The organism is Thermofilaceae archaeon (assembly GCA_038731975.1).
Taxonomy (GTDB): Archaea; Thermoproteota; Thermoprotei; order Thermofilales; family Thermofilaceae; genus JANXEW01.
Map to the genome: position 1 here is coordinate 53906 of JAVYQJ010000005.1, position 22374 is coordinate 76279.

Annotated in this window: 24 protein-coding genes; 11 read left to right on the plus strand and 13 right to left on the minus strand. The window is 60.4% G+C overall.

Translation table 11 applies throughout. From position 1 onward, the window contains the following. Positions 1-131 precede the first annotated feature (131 nt). From QXF46_04170 to QXF46_04180, 3 genes are all read right to left on the minus strand, one after another. Positions 132-1136, minus strand: coding sequence for a Gfo/Idh/MocA family oxidoreductase (locus QXF46_04170; GenBank protein MEM0226048.1), 1005 nt, complete (start codon positions 1134-1136; stop codon positions 132-134). Between the two features lie 91 nt (positions 1137-1227). Then, entirely contained in the window at positions 1228-1617 is a 390-nt protein-coding gene (locus QXF46_04175) for a PIN domain-containing protein (protein ID MEM0226049.1), read from the minus strand. 3 nt (positions 1618-1620) lie between these two features. Beyond that, entirely contained in the window at positions 1621-1836 is a 216-nt protein-coding gene (locus QXF46_04180; protein MEM0226050.1) for an AbrB/MazE/SpoVT family DNA-binding domain-containing protein, read from the minus strand. Between the two features lie 84 nt (positions 1837-1920). Here QXF46_04180 and QXF46_04185 point away from each other — a divergent pair, with 84 nt between their 5' ends. Genes QXF46_04185 through QXF46_04205 form a run of 5 tightly spaced genes read left to right on the plus strand, consistent with a single transcriptional unit; the run spans position 1921 to position 7168 of the window. Continuing rightward, positions 1921-3093, plus strand: coding sequence for a DUF72 domain-containing protein (locus QXF46_04185; GenBank protein MEM0226051.1), 1173 nt, complete (start codon positions 1921-1923; stop codon positions 3091-3093). Between the two features lie 3 nt (positions 3094-3096). Beyond that, on the plus strand, positions 3097-4122 hold the full coding sequence (gene fen, locus QXF46_04190; GenBank protein MEM0226052.1) for a flap endonuclease-1: 1026 nt from the start codon (positions 3097-3099) through the stop codon (positions 4120-4122). A gap of 38 nt (positions 4123-4160) precedes the next feature. Next, positions 4161-5897: an AAA family ATPase gene (locus QXF46_04195; GenBank protein ID MEM0226053.1), complete on the plus strand. Its 1737-nt coding sequence runs from the start codon at positions 4161-4163 to the stop codon at positions 5895-5897. Further along, the gene (locus QXF46_04200) at positions 5887-6627 is read left to right on the plus strand and encodes a hypothetical protein (GenBank protein ID MEM0226054.1); all 741 of its coding nucleotides are present in this window, start codon (positions 5887-5889) and stop codon (positions 6625-6627) included. The genes QXF46_04195 and QXF46_04200 overlap by 11 nt, the downstream gene beginning before the upstream one ends. Further along, a complete protein-coding gene (locus tag QXF46_04205; GenBank protein MEM0226055.1) occupies positions 6617-7168 on the plus strand; it encodes a hypothetical protein in 552 nt (183 codons plus the stop codon). The genes QXF46_04200 and QXF46_04205 overlap by 11 nt, the downstream gene beginning before the upstream one ends. Here QXF46_04205 and QXF46_04210 read toward each other — a convergent pair. Further along, complete coding sequence (locus tag QXF46_04210; protein ID MEM0226056.1) at positions 7143-10019, minus strand: DEAD/DEAH box helicase; 2877 nt, start codon at positions 10017-10019, stop codon at positions 7143-7145. The genes QXF46_04205 and QXF46_04210 overlap by 26 nt on opposite strands. Positions 10020-10082: 63 nt before the next feature. Between QXF46_04210 and QXF46_04215 the strand changes: the two genes are divergently transcribed. From QXF46_04215 to QXF46_04225, 3 genes are all read left to right on the plus strand, one after another. Further along, positions 10083-10787: a hypothetical protein gene (locus QXF46_04215; protein ID MEM0226057.1), complete on the plus strand. Its 705-nt coding sequence runs from the start codon at positions 10083-10085 to the stop codon at positions 10785-10787. Positions 10788-10821: 34 nt separating this feature from the next. Then, positions 10822-12240 carry a pyruvate kinase gene (gene pyk, locus QXF46_04220; protein MEM0226058.1) on the plus strand — a complete coding sequence of 473 codons (1419 nt, stop codon included), beginning with the start codon at positions 10822-10824 and terminating at the stop codon, positions 12238-12240. A gap of 93 nt (positions 12241-12333) precedes the next feature. After that, positions 12334-13692 carry a hypothetical protein gene (locus tag QXF46_04225; protein ID MEM0226059.1) on the plus strand — a complete coding sequence of 453 codons (1359 nt, stop codon included), beginning with the start codon at positions 12334-12336 and terminating at the stop codon, positions 13690-13692. Between the two features lie 89 nt (positions 13693-13781). On the opposite strand, the gene QXF46_04230 is transcribed toward QXF46_04225, so the two are convergent. Genes QXF46_04230 through QXF46_04240 form a run of 3 tightly spaced genes read right to left on the minus strand, consistent with a single transcriptional unit; the run spans position 13782 to position 15821 of the window. Further along, positions 13782-14033, minus strand: a complete 252-nt coding sequence (locus tag QXF46_04230; protein MEM0226060.1) for a hypothetical protein — start codon at positions 14031-14033, stop codon at positions 13782-13784. A gap of 4 nt (positions 14034-14037) precedes the next feature. After that, positions 14038-15300 (minus strand): SLC13 family permease, encoded by a 1263-nt coding sequence (locus QXF46_04235; protein ID MEM0226061.1) that lies wholly within the window; start codon positions 15298-15300, stop codon positions 14038-14040. A 5-nt stretch (positions 15301-15305) separates the two neighbouring features. Next, positions 15306-15821, minus strand: a complete 516-nt coding sequence (locus tag QXF46_04240) for a hypothetical protein (protein MEM0226062.1) — start codon at positions 15819-15821, stop codon at positions 15306-15308. Positions 15822-16076: 255 nt separating this feature from the next. On the opposite strand from QXF46_04240, the gene QXF46_04245 reads away from it, so the two are divergent. Continuing rightward, complete coding sequence (locus QXF46_04245; GenBank protein ID MEM0226063.1) at positions 16077-16433, plus strand: hypothetical protein; 357 nt, start codon at positions 16077-16079, stop codon at positions 16431-16433. A gap of 1 nt (position 16434) precedes the next feature. Continuing rightward, a complete protein-coding gene (locus QXF46_04250) occupies positions 16435-17397 on the plus strand; it encodes a class I SAM-dependent methyltransferase (protein MEM0226064.1) in 963 nt (320 codons plus the stop codon). A 72-nt stretch (positions 17398-17469) separates the two neighbouring features. Here QXF46_04250 and QXF46_04255 read toward each other — a convergent pair whose 3' ends face one another. Continuing rightward, positions 17470-18231, minus strand: coding sequence for a putative CRISPR-associated protein (locus tag QXF46_04255; protein ID MEM0226065.1), 762 nt, complete (start codon positions 18229-18231; stop codon positions 17470-17472). Between the two features lie 369 nt (positions 18232-18600). Between QXF46_04255 and QXF46_04260 the strand changes: the two genes are divergently transcribed. Next, on the plus strand, positions 18601-18714 hold the full coding sequence (locus tag QXF46_04260; protein ID MEM0226066.1) for a C2H2-type zinc finger protein: 114 nt from the start codon (positions 18601-18603) through the stop codon (positions 18712-18714). A gap of 258 nt (positions 18715-18972) precedes the next feature. Here QXF46_04260 and QXF46_04265 read toward each other — a convergent pair whose 3' ends face one another. The 5 genes from QXF46_04265 to QXF46_04285 all read right to left on the minus strand — a co-directional run. After that, complete coding sequence (locus tag QXF46_04265; protein MEM0226067.1) at positions 18973-19506, minus strand: hypothetical protein; 534 nt, start codon at positions 19504-19506, stop codon at positions 18973-18975. A gap of 34 nt (positions 19507-19540) precedes the next feature. Beyond that, the gene (locus QXF46_04270; protein ID MEM0226068.1) at positions 19541-19846 is read right to left on the minus strand and encodes a hypothetical protein; all 306 of its coding nucleotides are present in this window, start codon (positions 19844-19846) and stop codon (positions 19541-19543) included. A gap of 8 nt (positions 19847-19854) precedes the next feature. Then, on the minus strand, positions 19855-20850 hold the full coding sequence (locus QXF46_04275; protein ID MEM0226069.1) for an SPFH domain-containing protein: 996 nt from the start codon (positions 20848-20850) through the stop codon (positions 19855-19857). After that, positions 20850-21374 (minus strand): hypothetical protein, encoded by a 525-nt coding sequence (locus QXF46_04280; protein ID MEM0226070.1) that lies wholly within the window; start codon positions 21372-21374, stop codon positions 20850-20852. Before QXF46_04280 ends, QXF46_04275 begins: the two co-directional genes overlap by 1 nt. Positions 21375-21790: 416 nt before the next feature. Beyond that, a partial coding sequence (locus QXF46_04285) for a hypothetical protein (GenBank protein ID MEM0226071.1) occupies positions 21791-22374 on the minus strand: 584 nt, incomplete at its 5' end.

Consider the following 22374-nt stretch of genomic DNA (forward strand, 5'->3'; position numbering starts at 1 on the left):
ATCTCCAACCCGTACCCCCGTTCGGCGCGCTCAAGGCGTGCAGGAGGCATCAGCACATGAATGGGCAATCACCGCTCAGCACTCGGCAAATACATCATCTGCCGTGCAGGTGCGGCTGCCGGCTTTTAAGCTTAGCTGAGGAGGGGGAGTTTCACGCTCCTCCCCTCCCTTCCGCTGATGTAGACGGCCTCGATGATCTCCTGCGCCTTTACAGCGTCCTCAACCGTGATGAAGGGGTTCCTGCCGGTCTTGACAGCATCGATGATGTCGTCGAGGGCGTTGCGCGCGGGTGGCTGCGGTGGAACCGGCTTGACCCACCCCTTCTCCCTCGTGTAGTACATGAGGCCGATCCAAGTCCTCAGCGCCGATCCTCTGCTGCCGTAAACCTCCAGAGGGGACCAGGGCATGTGCTCGACTAGCTGGGTCCAGCCAGCGTCGAGGATCCCCAGCGCGCCCCCGGAGAACCGGATGACGCCCACCCCCTGATCGTCGATGCTGTAGGCTCCCGTCACGTTGCCCGTGAGGCCCTGCACTTCGACAGCCTCCTCCCCGAGCACGAACCGGAGTAGATCAGCGCCGTGGATGCCCAGGTCGAGGAAACCCCCGCCACCCGCGAGCTCGCGCGACGCAAACCAGGCTGACCAGCCGCTGAACCAGCGGTCGATTGCCGCTGAGTGCGCAACCCTCACCCTAGCCATGCACACGCGGCCCAGTTCGCCGCTCTGCACCAGCTCCCTCAGCTTGAGGATCTCGGGGTTGAAGCGGGAGTTGAACCCTGTCGTGAAGAGGATGCCGTGCCTCCTCACGATGCTGCGGATCTCCAGGGCCATCCGGAGGTCGGAGCCGATGGGTTTCTCGCAGAACACGTTGATACCCCTCTCAGCGGCAGCCTTCACGTGCTCCCCGTGCATGCTGTTCTCGCTATCGATGACGGCGAGGTCCAGCCCCTCCGCGAGCAGGGCCTCAAGCCTGCTGTAGAACTTGATACCGTACCTCGAGGACAGCTGAAGCCCCCTCTGCTCGTCGTGATCGTAAGCCCCCACGATCTCCACGTCGGGGCGAGCCTTCAACTGCTCGATGTGGCCGGGAGCATGGACGTGTGCTAAACCGATGATGCCGACCTTAAGCTTCGCCACGGGGGGCACTCCGACCGCTCGGAATTAACGGTATCGCGCCCGCCGGCGCGGTGGAGCGGTTCTCCGCAGCGCGGGGTTCACTCGCGGGGCTCTAGGGGCGCGTTGGCACTCCCAGCTCTTCAGCTAGCCGCCTAAGCTTCCTGTCGTACGTTGCGAGCTCAGCGTTGAGCGTGAGGGCTAAAGCGAGGATAACACAATCGTTCAGCTCCCTGATGGGGGCGTTGCGCTCCGCCCAGAGCTGCACACCCCTCTGCACGACGTGAAGCGGCTCGCATAGAACGTTGTACTCCGCCAGCTCCCGGATCTTCGTTAAGACAAACAGGGGGTCCCGAGTAAGTTCCGCAATAACCCTGATGTACTCGTAAACCACGATCTGCGGTATCACAGAGTCCCTCTCGTTGAGCAGCTTCAAGCTCTCCTCGTGGAACTCGCTGTCCTCCACGCTCGCGTAGACGAGCACATTGGTGTCAAGGACGAGCATGCCCTAGGGCGAGAACGCTCTATCGGCGATCTCCTCGATCTCCTCGACGCTCAGCGCTCTACCGAGCTTGATCGTCGACCACTTCCTCCTCACAGGCTTCAGCAGGGCTACACCATCCCGCAGCTCGAACTCCACGTAGTCCCCCTCCCTAATCCCCAAAGCCTCTCTCACCTCCACCGGTATGGTGACTTGGTAGTTCCTGGTGACCTTAACCCTCACGAGATTGATAATGAAAACTAGAATATAAAGATGACTACTAGGATTGCGCGCTGCATATTTACGCGGGCCGTGATCTTGCCGGTGATGTCGCTGGACGAGTTCCTGGGGCTGCCGCGGTCGAGGATCCGGATCGGTACTTCGGGCTGGGACTACGACGACTGGGTCGGCCCCTTCTACGATAGCGACAGGGGCATGTTCACCAGCTACGCGAAGCTGTTCGACACTGTTGAGGTCAACTCCTCGTTCTACACCCTGCTGAGTGAGAGGTTCTACGAGGGGCTCGCCAGGTCAGCCCCACCGGGCTTCTACTTCTCAGTGAAGATGTACAGGGGGGTCACGCACAAGAGGCTGCTGAACCCGAAGTTCGTCGAAGCCGAGCTCAACGCCTTCCTAAAGTCCATCCATCCCCTCGCCAGGCAGAAGAAGCTGGGTGCGGTGCTCATCCAGCTCCCACCGAAGGAGAGGTGGGAGCTGCCTTGGTTCGAGGAGTTCCTCGCCCTACTCCCCCAGGGCGTGAGGTTCGCAGTGGAGTTCCGCGACCCGAGCTGGATCAACAGCGAGGTCTTCAACCTGCTCAGGAGGTACGGGGTGGCCTACGTCATCGTCGACGAACCCCTTCTCCCTCCCATAACTGAAGTGACCGCCGGGTTCGCGTACGTGAGGTGGCACGGGAGGGGGGAGCGACCATGGTACTACTACCACTACAGCCTCGAGGAGCTGAAGCCGTGGGCCGAAAAGGTGAGGCAACTGGCGGAGCAGGTTGAGCTGCTCCTCGGCTACTTCAACAACCACTTCAGGGGCTTCGCCCCCCACAACGCCCTCCAGATGCTCGCGCTGCTGGGCCTCGCGGACAGCCGGCAGCTGGAGATGCTGTCTCGGATGGACAGGTACTTCTCCTCAGCCCCTCCAGTCGCTAAAAGCGTGGTCCGCGAGCTGGAGGAAGGTAGGATCGAGGAGTTCCTGAAGGCTTTGGCCGGTGATCGGAGGTTCCAGCGGGCTCTCGAGATCGGCGACGCGGAGGTCCAGTACACGCTGACGAGCGAGGGGGTTACAGCCCGCGTGAAGAGCTACCGCGTCGAGGTGGACCGAGTGGGTCGGAGGCTCTACCACGACTGCGAGGATTGGAGGAAGTCGCTGGAGTCGAAGAGGTTCTGCAAGCACCTGGTGAAGCTCTTCCTCGCTCTGCCGAGAGACGCTTCGAGAGAGCTGCTTCAGGACATCGCAGCCAACCTGGAGGAGTGGGAATTCGCCGGCTGAAGGATGGGCTCGAAACTCACCCCCCTGATCAAGCCGGAGAGGATCGGGCTGGAGGGCTTGGAGGGCAGAGTGCTGGCCGTCGACGCGCTGAACGCTATCTACCAGTTCCTCGCGCTGGTCAGGGATGCGAGGGGCGAGCCGTTGAGGAACAGCAGGGGCCAAGTCACTTCGCACCTTGTGGGCTTGGCGACCCGCTTCTCCAGGCTCGCCTTCGAGCACAACTGCAAGTTCATTTTCGTCTTCGACGGCCCCCCGCACCCCCTGAAGCGGGCGGAGATCGCGAGGAGGAGGGAGCTGAGGGAGAGGGCGCTGGAGGAGTACAGGAGGCTGATCGAAGCGGGCGAGTACGAGAAGGCCTTCTCCAAGGCCGTGGTATCGGCGACCGTGGACGAGTGGATCCTCGGAAGCAGCAGGAAGCTGCTCAAGCTCATGGGCTTCCCCATCGTCGACGCTCCCCACGACGCTGAAGCCCAGGCCGCGCTCATCGTCTCGAGGGGGGAGGCTTGGGCGGTGGCCAGCCAGGATTGGGACTCGCTGCTGTACGGCGCCCCCCGGCTCGTGAGGTACGTGACGCTGACGGGTTTCGAGTGGCTTCCCAGCAAGATGGCGGCGAGAAAGCTAGAGCCCGAGCTGGTCGAGCTCGACAGGCTCCTCGGCTCCCTCCAGCTGACACGCAGGCAGTTGGTCGAGGTAGCCGTGCTCTCGGGGACCGACTACAACAAGGGTGTGAAGGGGATTGGGCCGAAGAGGGCGTACAAGCTCATCAAGCTGTACGGGAGCCTCGATCGGCTGCCCTCGAGGATCAGGGAGCTACTGCCAGCCAACTACCGCGAGATCGTCGAGCTCTTCCTCAACCCTCCCGTGAGAGAGGACTACGAGATCGTCTTCACCGAGCCCCAGAGCGAGGAGCTGTACAGGTTCCTGGTCGAGGAGAACAGCTTCTCGCACGATAGAGCCGAGCTCGTGATCGCCAGGCTGGAGAAGGCCTGGGCGAGAGCCCGCCAGAGCACGCTTGAGTCGTTCTTCTAGGGAATAGCGTTATAGCCGGCGGTTCCCCAACCAACAAGGTGCCCGCGCTAATCAAGGAAGTTGTGCTGGAGAACTTCATGAGCTACAAGTACGCTAGGGTCCCCCTAGCGCCGGGCATCAACATAGTCACGGGGCCCAACGGTTCGGGTAAGAGCAGCCTCCTCCTCGGCATCAGCGTTGCGCTCGGTCAGACGTACACGGAGAGGGGGCGCAGGTTGAGCGACCTGATTAGGCGCGGCGAGGAGGCAGCCCGAGTGACGGTTGTCATCGACAATCGCCCCGTGGATGGGCGCCGCCCCCTCCCTTGGTTCCGGAGCGACGAGGTGTTCTTCACGCGGTACCTGAGGATCGACGGCCAGTACTGGCACGAAGTGAACGGGAGGGTTGTCACGAAGGCTGAGGTCAAGAGGTACCTATCGAGGCTGGGCCTAGACCCCGACAACGCGCTGATCATCATGCACCAGGGCGTGGTGGAGGAGTTCGCCTTCCTCTCGCCCCAGGAGAGGCTCAGGCTGCTCGAGGAAGCCGTGGGCCTGGCGGGGTACAGGGAGAGGGTACTGGCGGCGAAGAGGATGCTAGCTGAAGGCGCGAAGAGCGCGGAGGAGGTTAAAAGCGCGCTCGCTAGAGCCCGGGAGGCTCTCAAGTACTGGAGCGAGGTTTACGAGAGGTACAGGAGGAGGAGGGCGCTCGAGGAGAGCCTCAAGCTGCTGCGCAGGGAGCTCGCCTGGGCCAGAGTGCGGGACGCGGAGGCCGACCTGAGGGCGGTTGAGGAGGAGCTCAGCAGGGTTACGCTGGAGCTGAAGGGGGTGGAGGAGGCGCTGGGGGTGCTAGGCTCGAGGGAGGAGGAGCTGAGGGCTGAGCTGGGCTCAATTGAGCGGCAGATCACCAGCGGCGCACTGGGCCTCGCCGAGGGTCTGGCGATGCTGCGCAGCGTCTGGGAGGGGTTGGTCGACGTGGTCGCGTCGGCCCGCGTGAAAGCCTTTGAGCGTAGGCTTCTGATCGCCGAGCGGGAGGAGTTGGAGGCCCGCCGCCGCAGGGCTGCGGAGAAGGTTAGGGCGCTCGAGGAGAAGGCGCTCGAGGAGGGCGAGAGGGTGGAATCAGTGAGGAGCGTTGAGGAGATACAGGAGGAGATCCGGTCGGTGGAGCTCTCCCTCGCGGCCATCGGCGAGATACCGGCGGAGGTTGAGGAGGCCTACGGGAAGCTACTCGAGGAGTACCGAGAGCTGGAGAAGAGGGCTGTGGAGCTGGAGGAGAACAAGAGGAGGTTGGAGGAGGAGCTGGAGAAGCGGATCAGCCTCTGGAGGGAGAAGGTGTCCGCGGTTGTGGAGGACGTCGACAAGCTGTTCTCCGCAATGCTGGCCAAGCTGGGGGCCAGCGGCAGCGTCAGGTTGGCGGAGAGCGGGGACGTTGAGAGCGCGGGCCTCGAGATCCTCGTCGGTTACGGCGGTGCAGCACCCGCACCGCTCAACCCCTACTCCCTGAGCGGGGGTGAGAGGACCGCCGCAGTCGTCTGCTTCTTCCTCGCCCTCCAGAACCACGTTAAATCCCCCTTCAGAGCCGTGGACGAGTTCGACGTGCACATGGACCCGCGCAACAGGGATGCTGTGCTAAACATGGTTTTCGAGCTCGCCGAGGCGAGTCCAGGCGTCCAGTACGTCGTGATCACACCGGGCCCCCTCACTAAGCTGCCCGAGAACGCCCACACGCTCATCATCCAGAAGGTCAGGGGGAGGACGCTTGTCTCACTGAGCAGGGGTGGGGGACGTGTCAGCTGAGGGTAGGTTAAGGGAAATCCTGGAGGAGATCGTTGAAACCCTGAGAGCCTCACCCGACCCCTTCAGGGTTAGGGTAAGGGAGCTGCTCGACGAGCTGGCTTCGCTCCTGCCGAAGCTCAAGGTGGAGGAGCTGCCCCTGGACGCGGAGCTGATCTACAGGCTGGCCGAGGTCGTGAGAAGGCAGGAGGAGTGGCTGGCCAGCGAGGCCTCAGCCGTGGCTTTGGGCCGCCTCGTGGCCGCGCTGAAGGTGCACGCGCTGGGGGAGAGGGAGCTGGCCCTTCAGCTCCTCGGCGCGTGGAGGCCGATTGTCGAGCTGGAGCAGGTCACGTTCACCGACATCCTGAGGGCTGTCGAGTACATGGGCGGTAGGAAGCCGAGGGCAGCCTTCGAGGGTGGGGAGGAGCAGACGCCGGTTGCGACGCGCGAGCTTGCGGCTGAGCTGGGAATACTCTCTCAGGTTGAGCTAGAGAAGGTGGTTGAAAGGGTGAGGGAGAGGTTGAACCGGCTGCTGGAGGTTGAGGAGGCGGTGAGCTACGCGGAGGCCGTTCGTGGCGGGAGCAGCTACGAGACTTACTTGAACGCGTACGCTCTCTCGCTCCTCGCCAGCAGCGGGGAGTTCTCTGTGGTCTACGACCCCCTGGCCGACGAGTTCTACGTCACGAGGAGTGGCGGCGGGGAAGCTTCGTCCCTGGCGATACCGCTGGAGCGGGTGGTGGAGGATGCCCGCTAGAGTCCCCTCGGCGAAGCTCAAGCGTGCAGCCAGGCTCCTCTTCTACAGGAGCGGGGCTAGGCCGGGGGTTAGAGGGTGGGAGCTGGCTAGGGCATTAGGCGAAGACTACGTGGAGGTCGTTAAGGCCCTCAACTCGATCCTCGAGGTGCTGGGCCTCGAGGCAGTCGCAGTGGACGAGGAGGGGAGGAAGCTGAAGCTTGAGGGGGACCTTAGGAAGGCTCTCTTCCTAGTCGTCCTGAAGGAGCCCCCGAGCATCGAGGAGGCCAAGACGAGCGGCTGGAGGATCGATGATCTAGCCGTGCTCTCCTCCTCCCTCCTCTACCTCGTAGCAAGGGGAGGGAGCGCGCCGCGCAGCGAGCTGTTGAACATCCTGAAGTCCAAGTTTAAGGGGCCCCGGCTCACCTACACCTTCGAGAGGCTCATACGCCTCGGCTACCTGGAGGAGGGGGAGGGCGACACCGTATCTATCGGTTGGAGGGCCCGTGTCGAGGTGGACTTGGATAAGCTAGCCGGCTTCAGCGGCGTCGTTGCGAGCCCCTGAGGCCAGCACCCTGTGCCGCTCGTGCGAGCATGGACCTCACCTTTTCCCTATGCTTGGCCCAGAGAAGCTTGAGCAGCTGCTCACGCCCGCCGTGGAAACCGGCCAGCACCTCCTTCACTTCCCGGAAGCTGAGCCCCGCCGCCCTGGCTAGAACTGCCGCTGCTCCGTACCTCTCGAAGAGCGAGGCGCTGAGGGTCAGCCTCCTGCAGCCGCCCTTTCTCGCGCACCTCTCAACTCTAGCGGCCATCTCCTCCTCGGGAACAGCGTCGAAGGCCAGCCTGCCGGAGCCGCAGTTTGGGCACACTACCCCCTCGCCCAGCTCGGAGATCGGGAGTTCAAAGATGCTGCCGCACTCGGTGCAGTAGAAGGAGGCGAAGGATTGCAGCACCTTCACCTTGAAGAGCGCGTAGGAGATGAGCTCCCTCTTCTCCGGCATCGCGGGCTCCAGCCCCTCTCGCAGGCTCCGCTCAGCCTCGAGAGTCAGCGGGCTCGGCCCCCTAACTGCTACAACGCGAATCTCCCCGCTCCTCACCGCGGCCACGACCGCGAGGGCCCTATCGACGTCCATGTCCCTCTGCAGCACCTCCTTCATCGCCTCCTCGTAGGCCGGAGTCCCCTTGAGCGCGCCCACCAGCCTCTCCAGATCCCCCCTTGTGAGCCTCGCACCGGGAGCCAGAACGCCCATCCTCCTCGCAACCTGCTGCAGCCTCCACCTGAAAGCCCTGCTCTCCTCGACTGCCGCCCTCAGGTACCGGAGGAAGGTCTCCGCGTCGGTTTCCCGGAGGATCTCCACCACCTCCTCCGCTGTAACGTTCTCGCACCGGAGGACGATCCTGTAGGGCTTCTCCGCCGAGTAAGCGGGCAGCCCGAGCCGCCGAGCCAGCCTGTAGGCGAGGTACTTGCCCAAAGCCCGGTTCACTCGGTTGCCGTAGTGGGCGTGGACGACCATCACCCCCTCCCCCGCCTCCTCCACAACGATCAACCGGTCGCTGGGCACCGGCAGCCCCAGGCGCACCATCTCGTAGACCGGTGCCAGAGCGCGCTCGAACAGCGAGCGGTCAACCCCGTAGCTCTCAGCGAGCTTCTGCGCCAAGACCTCGAGCGGAACACCCCTCTCCGCCTCCTCGGCCGCTAACCCCCGGATCCTACCCACCTCCAGAGCGACTTCGTGGGGGACGGGGATCTCCTCCCCCACCCAGCTCGGCACCGCGCTCTCGAAGTCCTCGACCGGCTCGACGTACACCACCTCCTCGGTGAGCGCAACCACCTCCCACGGCCTCCCAGCCATGATGAAGCGAGCACCGATCTCGCAGTACTCGGCGACGAAGTAGTCGTCCAGCACGCCGATCGGCTCGCCCGTGGACCTTTCAACGACGACGTACTGCTCCACCTCGGGTATCGTGGTGAGAGCGCCGTAGAAGTAGTCGTAGCACCGCCTTCCCGCCGGCCTCAAACGGTCGCCGTAGACTCTGATCAAACCGATGCTCCTGAGGAACTCCGCAACCCGCTCCAGCTCCTCCCTCTCCAGATCCCTGTAGGGTTCAGCCCCCCTCACAAGCTGGTAGGCCTCCTCCAGCGTGACGGGCTCTGACATCGCTAGGCCGACCAGCTCGTGTGCAAGAACGTCGTACGGCTTCCTCGGGATCTCTGAGGGCTCGATAAACCCCTGCTCCATCCTCCTCTTCAGCACGATGCTCTCGAGGGCGTCGTCGCTGTTGCCCACTACCACCACTCCCTCGCTCACCCGATCTAGGCTGTGGCCGGCCCTACCCACCCTCTGCAGCAGCCTGCGAACCTCCCGCGGCGAGTTGTACTGCACCACTAGGTCCACGTGGCCTATGTCGATCCCCAGCTCCATCGACGACGTGCACACGACGCCCTTCACCTCACCCCTCCTCAGCATCTCCTCCACCCGAACCCTTTCAGCTCTCGAGAGGCTGCCGTGGTGGACGTAGATCGGGATCCTCTCGTCCCAGAGCTTGAACCTGCTCGCGAGCAGCTCGGCTGTAGGCCGCGTGTTCGTGAAGATCAGCGTAGAGCGTCTCGACTCGACCAGCTCGCGCACGAACCTCAGCCGGGCCGCCACATCCGGTGCGGCGAGGATCCTATCGGCGAGCTCCGCGTCACCCTCACCCGGGTGGGGCCACTCGACACTCACCCTAACCCTCTTGTGGGCCGGAACAACGACAACCCTGCAAGAGCCGTGGGCGCCGACGAGCAGCCTAGCCACTTCCTCCGGGTTGCCGACGCTGGCTGAAAGCCCAATCACTTGCAGTCTACCTGCCACCCTTTTGACGCGCTCCATCAGGAGGCTCAGCTGAACACCCCTCTTGCTGTCCGCGACCTCGTGCACCTCGTCGACGATCACCCACCTAACGTTGGCCAAGTGGTTCCTCAACCTCCTACCAACGAGGAGGAGCTGGAGCGACTCCGGCGTCGTGATCAGGATGTCGGGAGGCGTCAGCGACTGAACCCTCCGCTCGGCCGGGGTCGTATCCCCGTGCCTCACCCCCACCCTGAACCCCAGCTTCAGCGCCCACCACTCCACTCTCGCCAGGATGTCCCTGTTGAGGGTTCTCAGGGGAGTGATGTAGAGCAGCCTGACCCCCGGCCCCTCCTCCTCCAGCATCCTCGAAAGGATCGGCAGCAGGGCTGCCTCCGTCTTACCGCTACCCGTCGGAGCCACGATGAGCACATTCTCGCCGGAGAGCACCAGCGGGATGGCTTCCCTCTGCGGAGGAGTGGGTTCACCGAAGCCTTTCTCCACCCACAACCTCCTGATCATCGGGTGTAGCAGCTCCAGCACACTGCCCACTTCGCTCATCAGTGTGATGGCCCCTTTTAACACCACCCCTCACAAGCGCCCGGGGCGCCGATCGCGCAAAGCATAATACGATGACCCCGACGGGTGGGCGTGCCTCTAACGTTCAAGTCCTTCGTTGTGGCAGAGCCCTTGACGCTCGACGAGGTAGCCGCGAAGCTTAGGGGCTACGGTGTCGCTGAGGTCGTCGAGCTGGAGGGGAGGGAGGTTGAAGTGGGGTTTAGGGTCGCCGATCTTCAGCCCGCGGAGGGAGGGTTAAAGGGCGTTTTCGAGGAGAGCTTTCTGGCGAGCTTGAGGTACAGGGGGGAGGAGCTCCGCGTCCCCGTGTCGGTGGTGACGGAGTTCTGGTTCTTCGAGGTGAAGGGCAAGCTCTTCCTCACTGTGGCAGCGAGGAAGGCGAGAGCCAACAGAGTGGCGTCGAGGATCTCGGCCGCGATCGCCGCCGGTAGGAGGAGGGGCGTCGTACTCGAAGCTCTGATTCCCGAGAAGGTGTTCAGGGGGCTCTACGAGGGCAGGCCCCAGTCGGTTAAGGTGGTTGTCTTCACGGACGTGAGGCTCCCAGACGTGGGGAAGCTAACGCTGTACGGGAGCCAGCTGGCCAGCTCGGGCCTCTACAGCGAGTACCTGAGGCTGGGGAGCGTGTGGTACGTCGTTTTCGAGGCTGACGAAGGGCTCGTGGTTGGTGTTACGAGGAACTGCATCGTCACCTTCTTCTCCCGCTTGGATCCAGCCGTCGCTCTCAGCTTCGTGCGGGAGAAGATTCTACCGCTCGCCGGGGAGGAGGCTCCTCAACGCTAAAAACCTTTTAAAAGCACGCTGCGGCCCCGGCTACATGGGTGGCTACTTCGTAAAAATAGTCGCTTCACTGGGCCCGAGCAGCACAGACGAAGACCTCGTCTTGAGAATGGCGGAGAGCGGCGCCGATGCTTTCAGGACAAACTTCGCGCACGGGGATCCAGAGGTTTGGATCCGCAGGTTGAGAGCCGTTAGAGCGGCAGAGGAGAAGCTGGGGAAGCCTCTAGCCATGATTGGTGATCTGAAGGGCCCCTCAGTGAGGGTGGGCGAGATGGCGGAGCCCCTGCGCCTGAAGCAGGGGGACAGGGTGCTGATAGCCCCCAGCGGGGAGAGACGCGAGCTGCCCGTTATACCCGTACCCTTCGCCAGCCTCTTCGAATCCGTTGAGGTCGGGGACGAAGTGCTGATCGACGACGGCAGGGTTCGGCTAAAGGTGGTGGACAGGAGAGGTGACGCTCTGGAGTGCGTATCGCAGACGGATGCTCTCGTCGAGCAGGGCAAGAACGTTTCCTTACGCGGCAAGGATATCGACGCGCCGCTCATCAACGAGCGCGACCTACTGGCGTTGAAGGTTGCAGCGGCTGAGGGCTTCGACTTCATCGGTGTGAGCCACGTCAGGGATGCTTCGGACGTCGAGGAGGTCAAGAGGATTCTGAGGAGCTACGGGTCGGACGCGTGGGTGATCGCTAAGATAGAGACTCTGAGCGCCCTACGGAACCTCGACTCTATCATCGAGGTCAGCGACGTCGTCCTAGTGGCTAGGGGCGATCTTGGCATACGGCTGAACCTCGAGGAGGTCCCCTACTACCAGAAGCTGATCGTCGAAAAGTGCCTGAAAGCGGGGAAGCCCGTCATCGTAGCCACACAGTTCCTCGCCTCGATGATCGATGGCGACTCGCCCACTAGGGCGGAGGCCGTTGACGTGAGCGTGGCTGTTGAGCAGGGCGTTGACGCCATCATGCTGACCAACGAGACGTCCGTCGGGAAGAGGCCGCTGGAAACTGTACGCTGGCTAGCCCGGTTGATCAGGTTCGCCGAGGAGAAGATGGTGGACAGCAAGCTGAACGAGCTTTCCGCGAAGGCCAGGATGAGAGCGCTCTGCGAGGAAGACTGTTTCGTGAGGGGCGTCGTCGAGCTGGCTGAGGGCATGGGAGCGAAGCTGGTCACCTACAGCGTGAAAGGAAGGATGGCAGTGAAAGTCGCTTCACAGAGGCCCACAATCCCGGTCTACGTCGGCACACCCAACGCTCGGGTGGCGAGAAAGCTCTCCCTTCTCTGGGCCCTCCACCCAGTGCTCGTAACCTCGCAGGACTACGATGAAGGTTTGAGGGAGACCCTGTCGCGTTGCCTTAACGCGGGCTTCGCTAAAACGGGAGAAACCCTCGTACTAGCGTACGGGTTAAGGGAGCTGGAGCAGAAGATAATCGTGAAAAGGCTAGCAGCAAAGTGCGGTTGAAGGGGCTACCCCTCCGGTGGAATCTACATTCCTCAAATTCCAGCTGCCTTTCCGGGGTTTTCCTTTTACCCCTCACCCCTTTAGGTAGTATCGATGAAGCTGAGAACCCTACCGGTGCTCGCGCTTGCTGCGCTGCTACCAGCTCTTGTTGCAGCCCAAACCTTGACGGTGAAAGCCACTGTAAGTTACGAGTTCGAGGCCGGCGTAGCGACAGCTGTAGTCAAAGTGATCATCGTGGGGGCTGCCAACACGACGTACGGTGTGGAGGTTCGCGGTCCCGGCGGCGAAGTGGTGGCCTTGAAGGAAGCTTACACCGACGGTAGCGGGCTGGCCACTCTCACCCTCGAGCTACCCGACGTCTACCCAGCGGGCTCTTACACCGTGTACGTCAGCGGCGGTGGTGAAAACGCTACAGCGACATTCGAGATCCGGTGGGAGAAGCCCGCCGAGGAGGCGGCACCCACGGGACCGGTGCCATCCGTAGCTGCGCAAAACCTCGTTAGAGTCGCCTCCAGGTTGTCCAGCCTCGTGCACTGCCGCAACGAGATCTTAGCCGCAGCCAACGTGACGCAAACCGAGTATGCGAGCCTCTACCAGCAGGTGCTGAACCTTACCTCCGTAGGCGACAAGTACCTTGCCCTTGCGAACGAGTCTCTCAACAACGCCGACTATACGGCAGCCTTCCGGTACGCTCACGCGGCGATACAGAGCTACGGCGCAGCCCTCGAGCTTCAGGAGTTCATCAAAGATCAGCTCGACATTTCGTTTGCGGCGTGCAGGTTCGTCCTGGCACCGGTTGAACCACCCGTTCCTAAGGGCCCGGAGGCGAACCGAACCTGCAAGTGGACGCCCGAGTTCTACCCGCTGATGACGGCACTAGATGTTGCGGAGCGCAGAATCGAGGAGCTGGAGAAGCTCGTCGCAAGAGCGGCTGAAAACGGGTACAACGTTTCCGAGATCGCGCAGCTCCTCGAGCGGGCTAAAAGCCTGGTCGAGGAGGGCCGCAAGCTAGCCCAGGCGTGCAACGAGAGCGAGGCTGCCCACCGCTTAGCTGAGGCGAAGAAGCTGCTAGGCCTCGCAAACGCGGCTCTAGCGAGGCTTGGAACTCAAAGGCTCGTCAGAGATATGGCGAGAAGGGGGGTAGAGGTGAACGAGACGGACATCGAGTCTATAGGCAGAGCCTTGAGGAGCGGAAAGGCTGTCGAAAAAATCGCTGAACTAGTGAACAGAACCCTAAGCAGGGTACGAGAGAGGGTGGAAAAGCAAATAAGGTTGGAGAAAGAGGAAATGGAAAAGCTGGAAAAGAGGCTGCAGAAACTCGAGGAAATTATTAATAAGCTAACGGAGCGCCAAGTTCCACAGCAAGCCCGGGAAACGGTAGAAAAAGCGAGGGAAATCGCTCAGAAAGTGAGGGAGGAGGCTACAAAGAGGGCTGGGGGAAGGGGTAAGTAATTCCACCCTTTTTTATTGTTGAATTATAGCGTCAGTGGAAGCTCTCTTTTTAGCAATCGGTTACTACAGGCTGGCTCTGACGATGATAATTAACCGGTTGTTTGAATTTTTCTCTTTACGTAATCTCTCACGAATTTTTCGAGCTCTTTCATGAACTCTTCATCCTCAGGGAGCTTTTCGAAGATCTCTTTCAACTCCTCGCAGCCCGCGGGCAGGGCGATGTCGAGCGTGATGTGGGGTCTTCCCAGCGCCTCATCGACCAATTCAATTTCCTCCCTGCACTTCTCCTCGAAGTTCCTGAACCTTTTCATGATCATTCTCTCAAGCGTGTCATCCTCCATGCTCTCACCATGCAAGCAGATTGAAGCGAAGTAATAAGTAGATCGTTGAGACTAGCAACCAGATCCCGGTCAGTGGTATTCCGATCTTCGATATGGACCACGGGTCGACCTTGTAGCCTTCCCTCCTCAAAGCGCCCAGCGTCAGGACGATGACGTAGCTGCTCACCGGTAGGCCCACACCGCTCAGGTTTGAGCCGACCACAAGAGCGACCCAGAGGGCCCTCTTGTCTGGGAACGGTAGCCCATCGACGAGCGGGATGAACGAGAGAGCCGTGATGACGTTGGGCACGAACAGGCCCAGCGTGCCGCTAATGAAGAGTATGAAGAGGGTTGAGGCAACAAGCGAGCCCCCGCTCAGCTCACGCGTGAATTCCACGAAGCCTCTCATGGCATCAGCTCTCTCGACAACTCCAACCAGTGCGGTGAAGGCAGCTGCGAAGAACACGGTATCCCACTCCACCCTCCTTAGCACCTCTGAGGTATCGAAGCCGGAGACGGCGAGGGCCGCTGTGCCAACGAGTAGGGCAGCCCCGCTGACCGGTAGATCCAGCAGTGAGGCCACAACGAGCGATGAGATCATCGATGCGAGGACAACGGCGCCCTTAATGGCATCCACGATGCTGACGTGCACGTCCATTAAGCTTTCGACTGATACCTGCGTCCTTAACTTTGGGCTGTAATAGGAGTAGAGAAAGAGGAGGGTGACCCCGTAGAGTATGAACTCGAGGGGAAGGATGTATAGCGCGAACTCCAGGAAGTTGAAGCCAGCCCTCAAGCCCACAACCATGTTTGGGAGCGATCCGGTGAGCATCCCTGTTCCGCCCAGGTTCACCATCACCGCGGACGCGATAGCGAAGGGTAGCAGGTCGAGGCCGCTGAGCTTCGCAAGAGCTCCCATGAGCGCCGTGAAGAGGAGGATCGCGGCTTCATCGCTCAGGAGGAGCGATGTGAGTGCGCTCATCAGCCCTACGGACACGAGCAGCAAGCCGGGTTTCTCGGCGCTCCTGCGCGTTACCTTCAGGGCGATGTAGCGGAAGGTGCCGTAGCGGTCGACGATCTCCACGACGATCATGACGGAGATTATCAGGGCAATCAGCTCCAAGTCAATGAGGCTGAGGGCCTCCTTGTACGTGAACAAACCGTCAGAGATTCCGAAGAAGACGGCTAGTGCCGCCCCCACCATGGCTGAGACTGAGAGGGGGAAGACCTCGGATATCGCTAACAGTACTACGAGGAGGTACGTTAGGAGGTACTTCGTCGGATCCATCGGCGTCACCCTGCCAGCTTCTCTATCAACCCCTCGATCCTCTCCCTCGCGTAGGTGTAGATGGTTCTCGCAGCATCATACAGCAGGATGACGAGAACGGCCAGCGTCATCAACCCGATAGCCACCCTGAGGGTTGAGCCGAGAGCATCAACACTCTCGGTGAAGGGTGTTACAGCAGCTGCGATCAAAACGGCGAGTAGGGCATAAGCGAGATCCCGGACGATCCTTTTCCCCGGTTCAGCTGCGCCACCGATTCTTCGCGAAACCAGCGCGAAGAAGGGGTCGACAGCCCGGATGAAGTTGTAGAGCGCTGTCGCAGCAAAGGCAAGAGAGAGAAGGAAGAGGAAGACCCAGAACAGCCGTTCAAGGCTTGAGAAGGGTGGGGGGATCCCCGGGATGCCGACTCCCGACAGGAGGGGAGGGATGATCAAGCTGAGCAGGTAGAACCCTAGAGCCACCACCGCGTAGCTCGCCGCCGCGGCCAGCCTGGCTTTAAGCAGCCTCGTATCAACGCTGCTCATAGCGTGCACTACTCACCCCCCATGATTAAAAGCTTGCCCGGAATAGTTGAGAAACGATGGGTTCTCAACTGCTCGAAGAAGTGATTTTCAAACTGGATTGCCAGTTACCTCGGCAGACTAGCCAAGCGAGCCCTGTAAAGTTACCATTTATAAGCAAGTATAGCGAAATTTTTAATAGAACAATTTCTGGTCTACTTTTCTCTCCTCTAAAAGAGAAGCTAAACTTAAAAAGTTTAAAGTAGACGCGTAGTGAGCATGGCTGAGCTAAGGATGAAATCCAAACAGGTGCGGATCTCGTGCAGCCAATGCCAGGAGACTTCACTCGTTCAAATACACAGGGAGGGCTTGCACGCGTTCATTTGCCCCTACTGCGGTCAACCGCATCTTCTGCTGGTGGACGCTAACTTAGGCTTGCGAGACTTCCGCCCTGTAAGCAACGTCCCCGCCCGTAAACCCTTCGACATCGCCCGAATACGAGTGAAGGATGAATCCCTAATACCCTCCCATCTGAAGCCCTTCCTCGACGCGATCAGGAGGGGTGTGTTACCGCCGAGGGTTGAGGAAGCCCTGGAGCTGCTCAGGGAGCTCGACCTCCTCGAGGTCGAAGAGTAGCATGTCGTTCAGTAGCTACTTCATCAGGAAGTTCCTGAGAAGCCCGAGGGAGGCATTGCACGTTATCCGCGTGAGCGAAGAGCTGTCGAAGTACATCACTTGGAAGCTGGTCCAGATCCTCGAGGAGCACGGCATTCTGGACTCTCTGCAGGAGAAACCGTGGTGGGAGCACGCGGATAAGGACCTGGCCAAGTACGTGATCGATCTACTCGTTGAGGAAGGGTACGCCAAGTGGGTTGGAGACAGGATGAAGCTCGTATCGAAGCCCGAGAGACCTCATGTAACCACCCTGGAAGCCTCAGACCTGATCCCCGCCATCGACTACGCTCTCTCCAACCTCCCTCGAGCGCTGGAAACGGGTGAGAAACCCAGCCTTACGGAGGCAAGGGCTCCCTACGCGAAGCTCCTCGGGAATCTCGCTTACCGCTTAACGATAGAGATAGCCGTGGAGGAGACGGGGTTGAACCGGCTGCCCGAGACCGCAAAGATCGTAGATGTACTCCCAAGGATCGGTACCTCTACAGTCGCTCTCCTCGAGATGACGAGGGCCCACGTGATCGCGGCCGAGCCGCACCCCGAAAACATCTCTGTCATCGAGAGGACGGTTAGGCTGATGGGCCAGCAGCCCCGAGTCACCTTCGTCCGCTATCTACCGGAGGAGCTAAAGCTGCAGGAGAAAGTCGACGCCGCCTTCATGGCTGACATACTCCACTGGGTTTTCAACCCGAGGCTAGCCCTCAGCACCGTGAGAGATTGCTTGAAGGACGGCGGCTTCCTCGCCATACTGCAGTCCGTTTACTCGTCGGCGGGCCTCGTCACCTGCCTCCCCGACTACCTCCTCGGCGCCTACAGGCCACCACCCCGTAGCAGCGAGCTACGCGAGCTCCTGGAAGAGTCCGGATTCAGGGTGAAGAAGTGGCTGGAATCCTCTGGCGTAGTTGTAGCGAGAGCTGAGATCGGGTAGAGCGGCGCCGAAGCCCTCAGGCCTTCACAGCCGTATCGGTCGCCGGCTCAATCCGTTGTTCCGCGCAAACGCTCACGCTGTAGCTCTAGTTAGACGCTCGACCCACCTCCTGAGCCTGTACTCCCTCCCCACTCGCGTGATGATCCCCCTCCGCTCGAGCTCCGCGGCAAGCTTATCAGCCGGGGCTCCGGCGGCAAGCAGCTCGAGAGCTCGCAGGTAATCGCTGTGGACGGCGAGGGGTATCGTCGGTATCTCCACCACCTCCCTCATCGCCTCGTGGATGTAGTACACGCGGTCGAAGCCCAGCAGGCAGGCCGCCGCGTAGACGACGGCTGTCTCCGGTTTAAACCCCCCAGTCGCGTTCAAGTAGATGCTCCTCCCCCTGTGCTTCACTGCCAGAGCCGTTATCCGGTCCAGCAGGTTGTAGAGGCCCTCCTCGAAGTCCCTACCGAGCTTCTCCACCCTGTAAACCTCAGCTTCCACCCCGTGTGTCGCGGTGAGGTACTCCTTCAGCAGCCTGGCGCAGAGCTCGCACACGCCCGAGTCCGTCGCCAGCAGCTCGGCCAACCCCACCCGGCCTTCATCGAGGTACCTCCACATGGCGTTCAACTCCGCGCTCAGCTCGCGAGGTTTCACCTTCAAGATCTCATAGAGCGCTCTAAACTCCGGCTGCCCCGGAACCCCCCTCTCTCCGGCCTCCACGTCATCCTTGGATCCAGGTGTTGCGCGCGCCCACCTCCTAACCCGATCCGCCAAGTCCGGGGGTAGCCCGGGGTCCTGCGCAGCGTTCCTGACGATGCTGGTCCCCACAGTCACTATGTGTACCTCATCCACGCCAGCCCGGTCGTAACGGGCGGTAAAAACGCTTACCTCTAGGAGCGAGAGTTTAAAGCGGCTGCAGACAAGCTACATTAGCTGATGAGAAGGGAGTCTAACGACCGGAAGGGATGAAGAGTGCCCGGTTGACTGATCCTTCTAGGATCCCTGCACACAGCCGGCGACCGGTTCCAGATGATCGGAGCGAAGTTCGGAGATTATTCAGATCCATATGGGGCTGGTATTCTCTGAAAAATCTCTCGTCAACCTTAGGAAAGCTCGTTCATGCTCGAGCGTTAAGGGGATAAATTAGTCAGGGCATGGGGCAGTTGCAGAGAGGATTCATAAAAGTTAAGCTTAAATACCAAAGGTGATATCTACAACACGATGAGCGCGGAATTCACTTGCCCAGAGTGCGGAAAGAAATTCGACAGAGAGATCTCACTGCGAATGCACATGATCAGGAAGCACAGGACAGCTAAAGTGCCACCCAAGAAGTAAAACCCCAACGGTTTATTAAAAGCATTTTTCTTTTTTCTTTTTAATCCCAATCCGAGTGATAGATCTTTCGAGGCTCTCGGTAGGAAAGCTCAGTCAAGGCTGATCATATCACCCTTCTAAGCCGCCTGAGCTCATCATCGGATCGAGTAACCCTGGCCCTGCCTAATAAAACCTAGCGAGTGTTTCGGTTGCGAATCAGCCTGCTCTCGTTTCCAGCTGAGATTGCTGGAGAAATTGCAACCCCTGTTGGATGTTGAGTTACCGCGTGCGAGGTGCGCCGCAGTGCGGGCAGTTGGTGAGGTCTTCCGGGTACATTGTTCCGCAGTAGAGGCATTTTACGTTCCTCTTCACCGACCCCGGCTCGGCGACGGAGATCTCAATCGTTCTACTAGTCGCGTCGGGCCTCCCTCTCACCGCGACCACGCCCTTCACCCTGTACTCCACCCTCCTCGAAGCGCTCTTGATGGTGGGAGGGAGTGTAGGGGGGATCGCGAAGCTGAACTTGAATGTGGCTGCGGAACCCGGCTCAAAGTGCAGGGGCCCGGAGAGGGGTATCTTCTGGTTGTGAAGGGTGGTGGATTCCCAAGTCTCTGTCTCAACTTCTCTCTTTAAGCTGGGGTTGTAAACGCGCTTCCTAACCTTGTTGCTCTCCACGCACGTGAACTCTATGCGGGTTTCATCGCTGTCGACTACCTCCTCTGAGACCACGCTCAAAGAGCCTTCAACCTCCTCCCCCAGCGCGTACAGGTACTTGCTGAGCGCTAAGTCGATTTTCATCCGGGGCGGCGTCATCTTCTCAGCGATCTTCTTCAGGAAGCTGATCTTCTCACCCCTTGCGCGCTAAGAGAAGGCCCCCGATCGAGAGAGCGATGATGAGGGCGGCGAAGTTGAGCAGCAGGTTGCCCGTTACCCGCTCTAGGAGCAGCGCTAACCCCAACCCGACCAGCAGCCCGCCCCAGAACCCGTGGTAGCTGCTACGGTCGTGCACGCCGTAGGCCAGCGTCCACGAGCCGAGGGCGATCAGGGGTATGCTGGCGAGCGTCAATGCGTGGACGTAGCCGATGCTGACGAGCAGGAGCACCACGCCGATCGACGCGGTGGTGACCGCTAGCGCCACGCTACCATACCTCATGTGTTCACCTACTGGAACCGGTACCCGCAGTAGGGGCAGAAGGCCGCGTCACCGGGAACCTCCCTCCCACAGTTCGGGCACTTCTTGGCCGGGGGTGGGAAGCGGTACCCGCAGTAGGGGCAGAACAGGGCGTCGGCCGGAGCCTGCCTTCCGCACTGCGGGCAAGCCTTGGTGGGTGGAGGCGCTGGGGGAGCGGCTGGTGGAGCAGCTGCAGCCGGTGCTTGAGCAGCGGGCTGAGGGGGTGGCGCGAGCAGCGGAGGTATCATCACCACGCCGGCGCCGACAGCTGCTCCAGGGGACTTGCCGAGCTCCTGCGCCACCGCCTTGGCGGTGTCCATCTGGAGCACGTAGGTTGCAGCACCAGTCTGCTTCAGCCAGAAGAGCCGGTCCCTGTACTCCGGCGTTGTGTCGATGCCCTCAAACTTCAGGTCGATCAGCTCCAAGCCGATGCGGCGCATCTCCTCGAGGAGGAACGCCTTAGCCTTGAATGAGACCTCATCCACCTTGGTGAACACCGTGGCGAGGTCGTATCCCGCTAGGAACTTGATGAGCCGCTCGTTGATAAAGCCCCTGATGAACTCGTTCACCGCCTCGGTGGTGAAGAGGTTCTGGCCCCCGACTACCTCCATGACGAAGACCTTCGGGTCGCTAACCTTGAACCAGTAGCTACCCCTGAACATCAGCGGAGCCAGCTCGGTTGTCTGCGTCCTGCCGCCGAACATCCCCCTGAACTGCTTCGTCGAGACGTAGATGACCGTCGCCCTGAAGGGTGTCGTGGGGTAGCCCGCGAGCCTCGAGAGGACGGAGGTCAGCAGCGGCAGGTTCGCCGTCGTGATCGTGTGCCTACCAGGCCCGAACACGTCGTATGCCTTCCCATCCCGGAAGAAGACTGCCACCTCGTACTCGTGGACGATCAGCTGGGCGCCCCACTCGATGTCAGTCCTCGGGTAGCGCCAGACGATATCGTTCGGCCCCGGGTTCACCCACTCGATGACCTGCGGCATCAGATCTCACCCACTACGCCCCTTATAACCTCCTCACGCTTGATCAGTAGCTCCTCGAAGGAGAGAAGCTTGCTCCTTAGGTTGCCCAGAGCATCGGGCAGTTTCGAGGGTTCCGCGGCCGCCACCGCCCTGGCGGTCGAAGCCAGCTCCTCAACGGCTTGGATGAGCCCCCAGTCGTACTCCAGCATCCTGTCGAGCTCCCTTTCCCGGATCTTCACAGCGTCGAAGAACCCGCTGTACCCGTAGCTCGCCGTCCTCAGCTTCGAGATGACCCTGTCGAAGAGCGCCTGGGTCTGGTTGTAGACCGACATGAGCGCCGGGTCCCCGGACGCCGCTACTGCCAGCATGTTGCTCTTAAAGTCCCGGTAAGCCGGCTCCAGCCTCCTGAGCAGGTGCTCCCTGATCAATCGGTCGGCCTCCCTCCTGAGTTCCTTCTCCTTGTAGCCCCGGTAACCCGGTATGTAGGAGGCAATCCTCTCGCTCAACGAGCGCCCTTCCTTAACCCTCCTCAGGACATCACTCATGACTTCTATTCGCAGCACCTTCTAATTAAGCATTATGCATCATCAGGAAGACCGCGCGTTTTCAGTAAAGCGCCTGAGGCTTAGGAGCTGGCAGCTGAGGCACGGTGGCACCAATGAAATTCACGCCCCACCCGGGACCGCTCCGCTCAAAGGTTCTTACCCCTCTCAATGGCACATGAAGGCTACTCGATACTCGGCTGGGAAAGCCGAAAGGAGCCATGCATCTCAACCCAAGCGTCAGCTTAAAGCCACATGCGGGCTGCCTTGCTAGGCTTATGCAGGAGTGTACGCTGTAAAGCTTCCAGCCCAGCTGCACGCAGCCTCAGCAGGCTTCGGTTACCGCGCAAATCGAGAGAACGCCCTTCACAGAAGCGCGCGAGAAAGCAAGTGCAACTGCAAGCTGCTGACGAGGATTTCTACTTCTGTAAGGTTCCCTTAAGCTCGGCTACATCCCGCTGAAGCTCCGCAAGCACTTTCAGAATCTCGAGCATGGTGTTCTGAACGCCCGCCATAGTCTTCTGTATTTCGCCCAGCACCCCGTAAACGTTATCAATCCTCTTATTCATTTCCGCGATCCTAGCGTTTAGCTCTGCTCCGAGGGTATCGATCCTCTTATTTGTCTCATCAATCCTAGCGTTTAGCTCAGCCCCGAGAGTGTCGATCCTCTTATTCGTTTCATCGATCCTGTTATTCATTTCCATGATCCTCTTGTTTAACTCATTTACAAAGTTGTCTATCCTCTTGTTTGTCTCTGCTATCCTAGCGTTTAGCTCAGCTCCCAGCGCATCAATCCTCTTATTCGTCTCATTGATCCTTGCATTTAGCTCTGCTCCCAGTGCATAAATCCTCTTGTTTGTCTCATCAATCCTAGCGTTTAGCTCTGCTACCAGTACATCAATCCTTTTGTTTGTCTCTGCGATCCTTGCGTTTAGTTCCGCTCCGAGAGTGTCGATCCTCTTATTCGTCTCTAGTATCCTCTCCTCCGTCTCACCGATCCTAT

Coding starts and splice junctions, on each gene's coding strand:
- QXF46_04175 (MEM0226049.1), bottom strand. CDS start 1,617: ATGCTCGTCCTTGACACCAATGTGCTCGTCTACGCGAGCGTGGAGGAC.
- QXF46_04185 (MEM0226051.1), top strand. CDS start 1,921: ATGTCGCTGGACGAGTTCCTGGGGCTGCCGCGGTCGAGGATCCGGATC.
- fen (MEM0226052.1), top strand. CDS start 3,097: ATGGGCTCGAAACTCACCCCCCTGATCAAGCCGGAGAGGATCGGGCTG.
- QXF46_04205 (MEM0226055.1), top strand. CDS start 6,617: ATGCCCGCTAGAGTCCCCTCGGCGAAGCTCAAGCGTGCAGCCAGGCTC.
- pyk (MEM0226058.1), top strand. CDS start 10,822: ATGGGTGGCTACTTCGTAAAAATAGTCGCTTCACTGGGCCCGAGCAGC.
- QXF46_04225 (MEM0226059.1), top strand. CDS start 12,334: ATGAAGCTGAGAACCCTACCGGTGCTCGCGCTTGCTGCGCTGCTACCA.
- QXF46_04230 (MEM0226060.1), bottom strand. CDS start 14,033: ATGGAGGATGACACGCTTGAGAGAATGATCATGAAAAGGTTCAGGAAC.
- QXF46_04235 (MEM0226061.1), bottom strand. CDS start 15,300: ATGGATCCGACGAAGTACCTCCTAACGTACCTCCTCGTAGTACTGTTA.
- QXF46_04240 (MEM0226062.1), bottom strand. CDS start 15,821: ATGAGCAGCGTTGATACGAGGCTGCTTAAAGCCAGGCTGGCCGCGGCG.
- QXF46_04245 (MEM0226063.1), top strand. CDS start 16,077: ATGGCTGAGCTAAGGATGAAATCCAAACAGGTGCGGATCTCGTGCAGC.
- QXF46_04250 (MEM0226064.1), top strand. CDS start 16,435: ATGTCGTTCAGTAGCTACTTCATCAGGAAGTTCCTGAGAAGCCCGAGG.
- QXF46_04260 (MEM0226066.1), top strand. CDS start 18,601: ATGAGCGCGGAATTCACTTGCCCAGAGTGCGGAAAGAAATTCGACAGA.
- QXF46_04265 (MEM0226067.1), bottom strand. CDS start 19,506: ATGACGCCGCCCCGGATGAAAATCGACTTAGCGCTCAGCAAGTACCTG.
- QXF46_04270 (MEM0226068.1), bottom strand. CDS start 19,846: ATGAGGTATGGTAGCGTGGCGCTAGCGGTCACCACCGCGTCGATCGGC.
- QXF46_04275 (MEM0226069.1), bottom strand. CDS start 20,850: ATGCCGCAGGTCATCGAGTGGGTGAACCCGGGGCCGAACGATATCGTC.
- QXF46_04280 (MEM0226070.1), bottom strand. CDS start 21,374: ATGAGTGATGTCCTGAGGAGGGTTAAGGAAGGGCGCTCGTTGAGCGAG.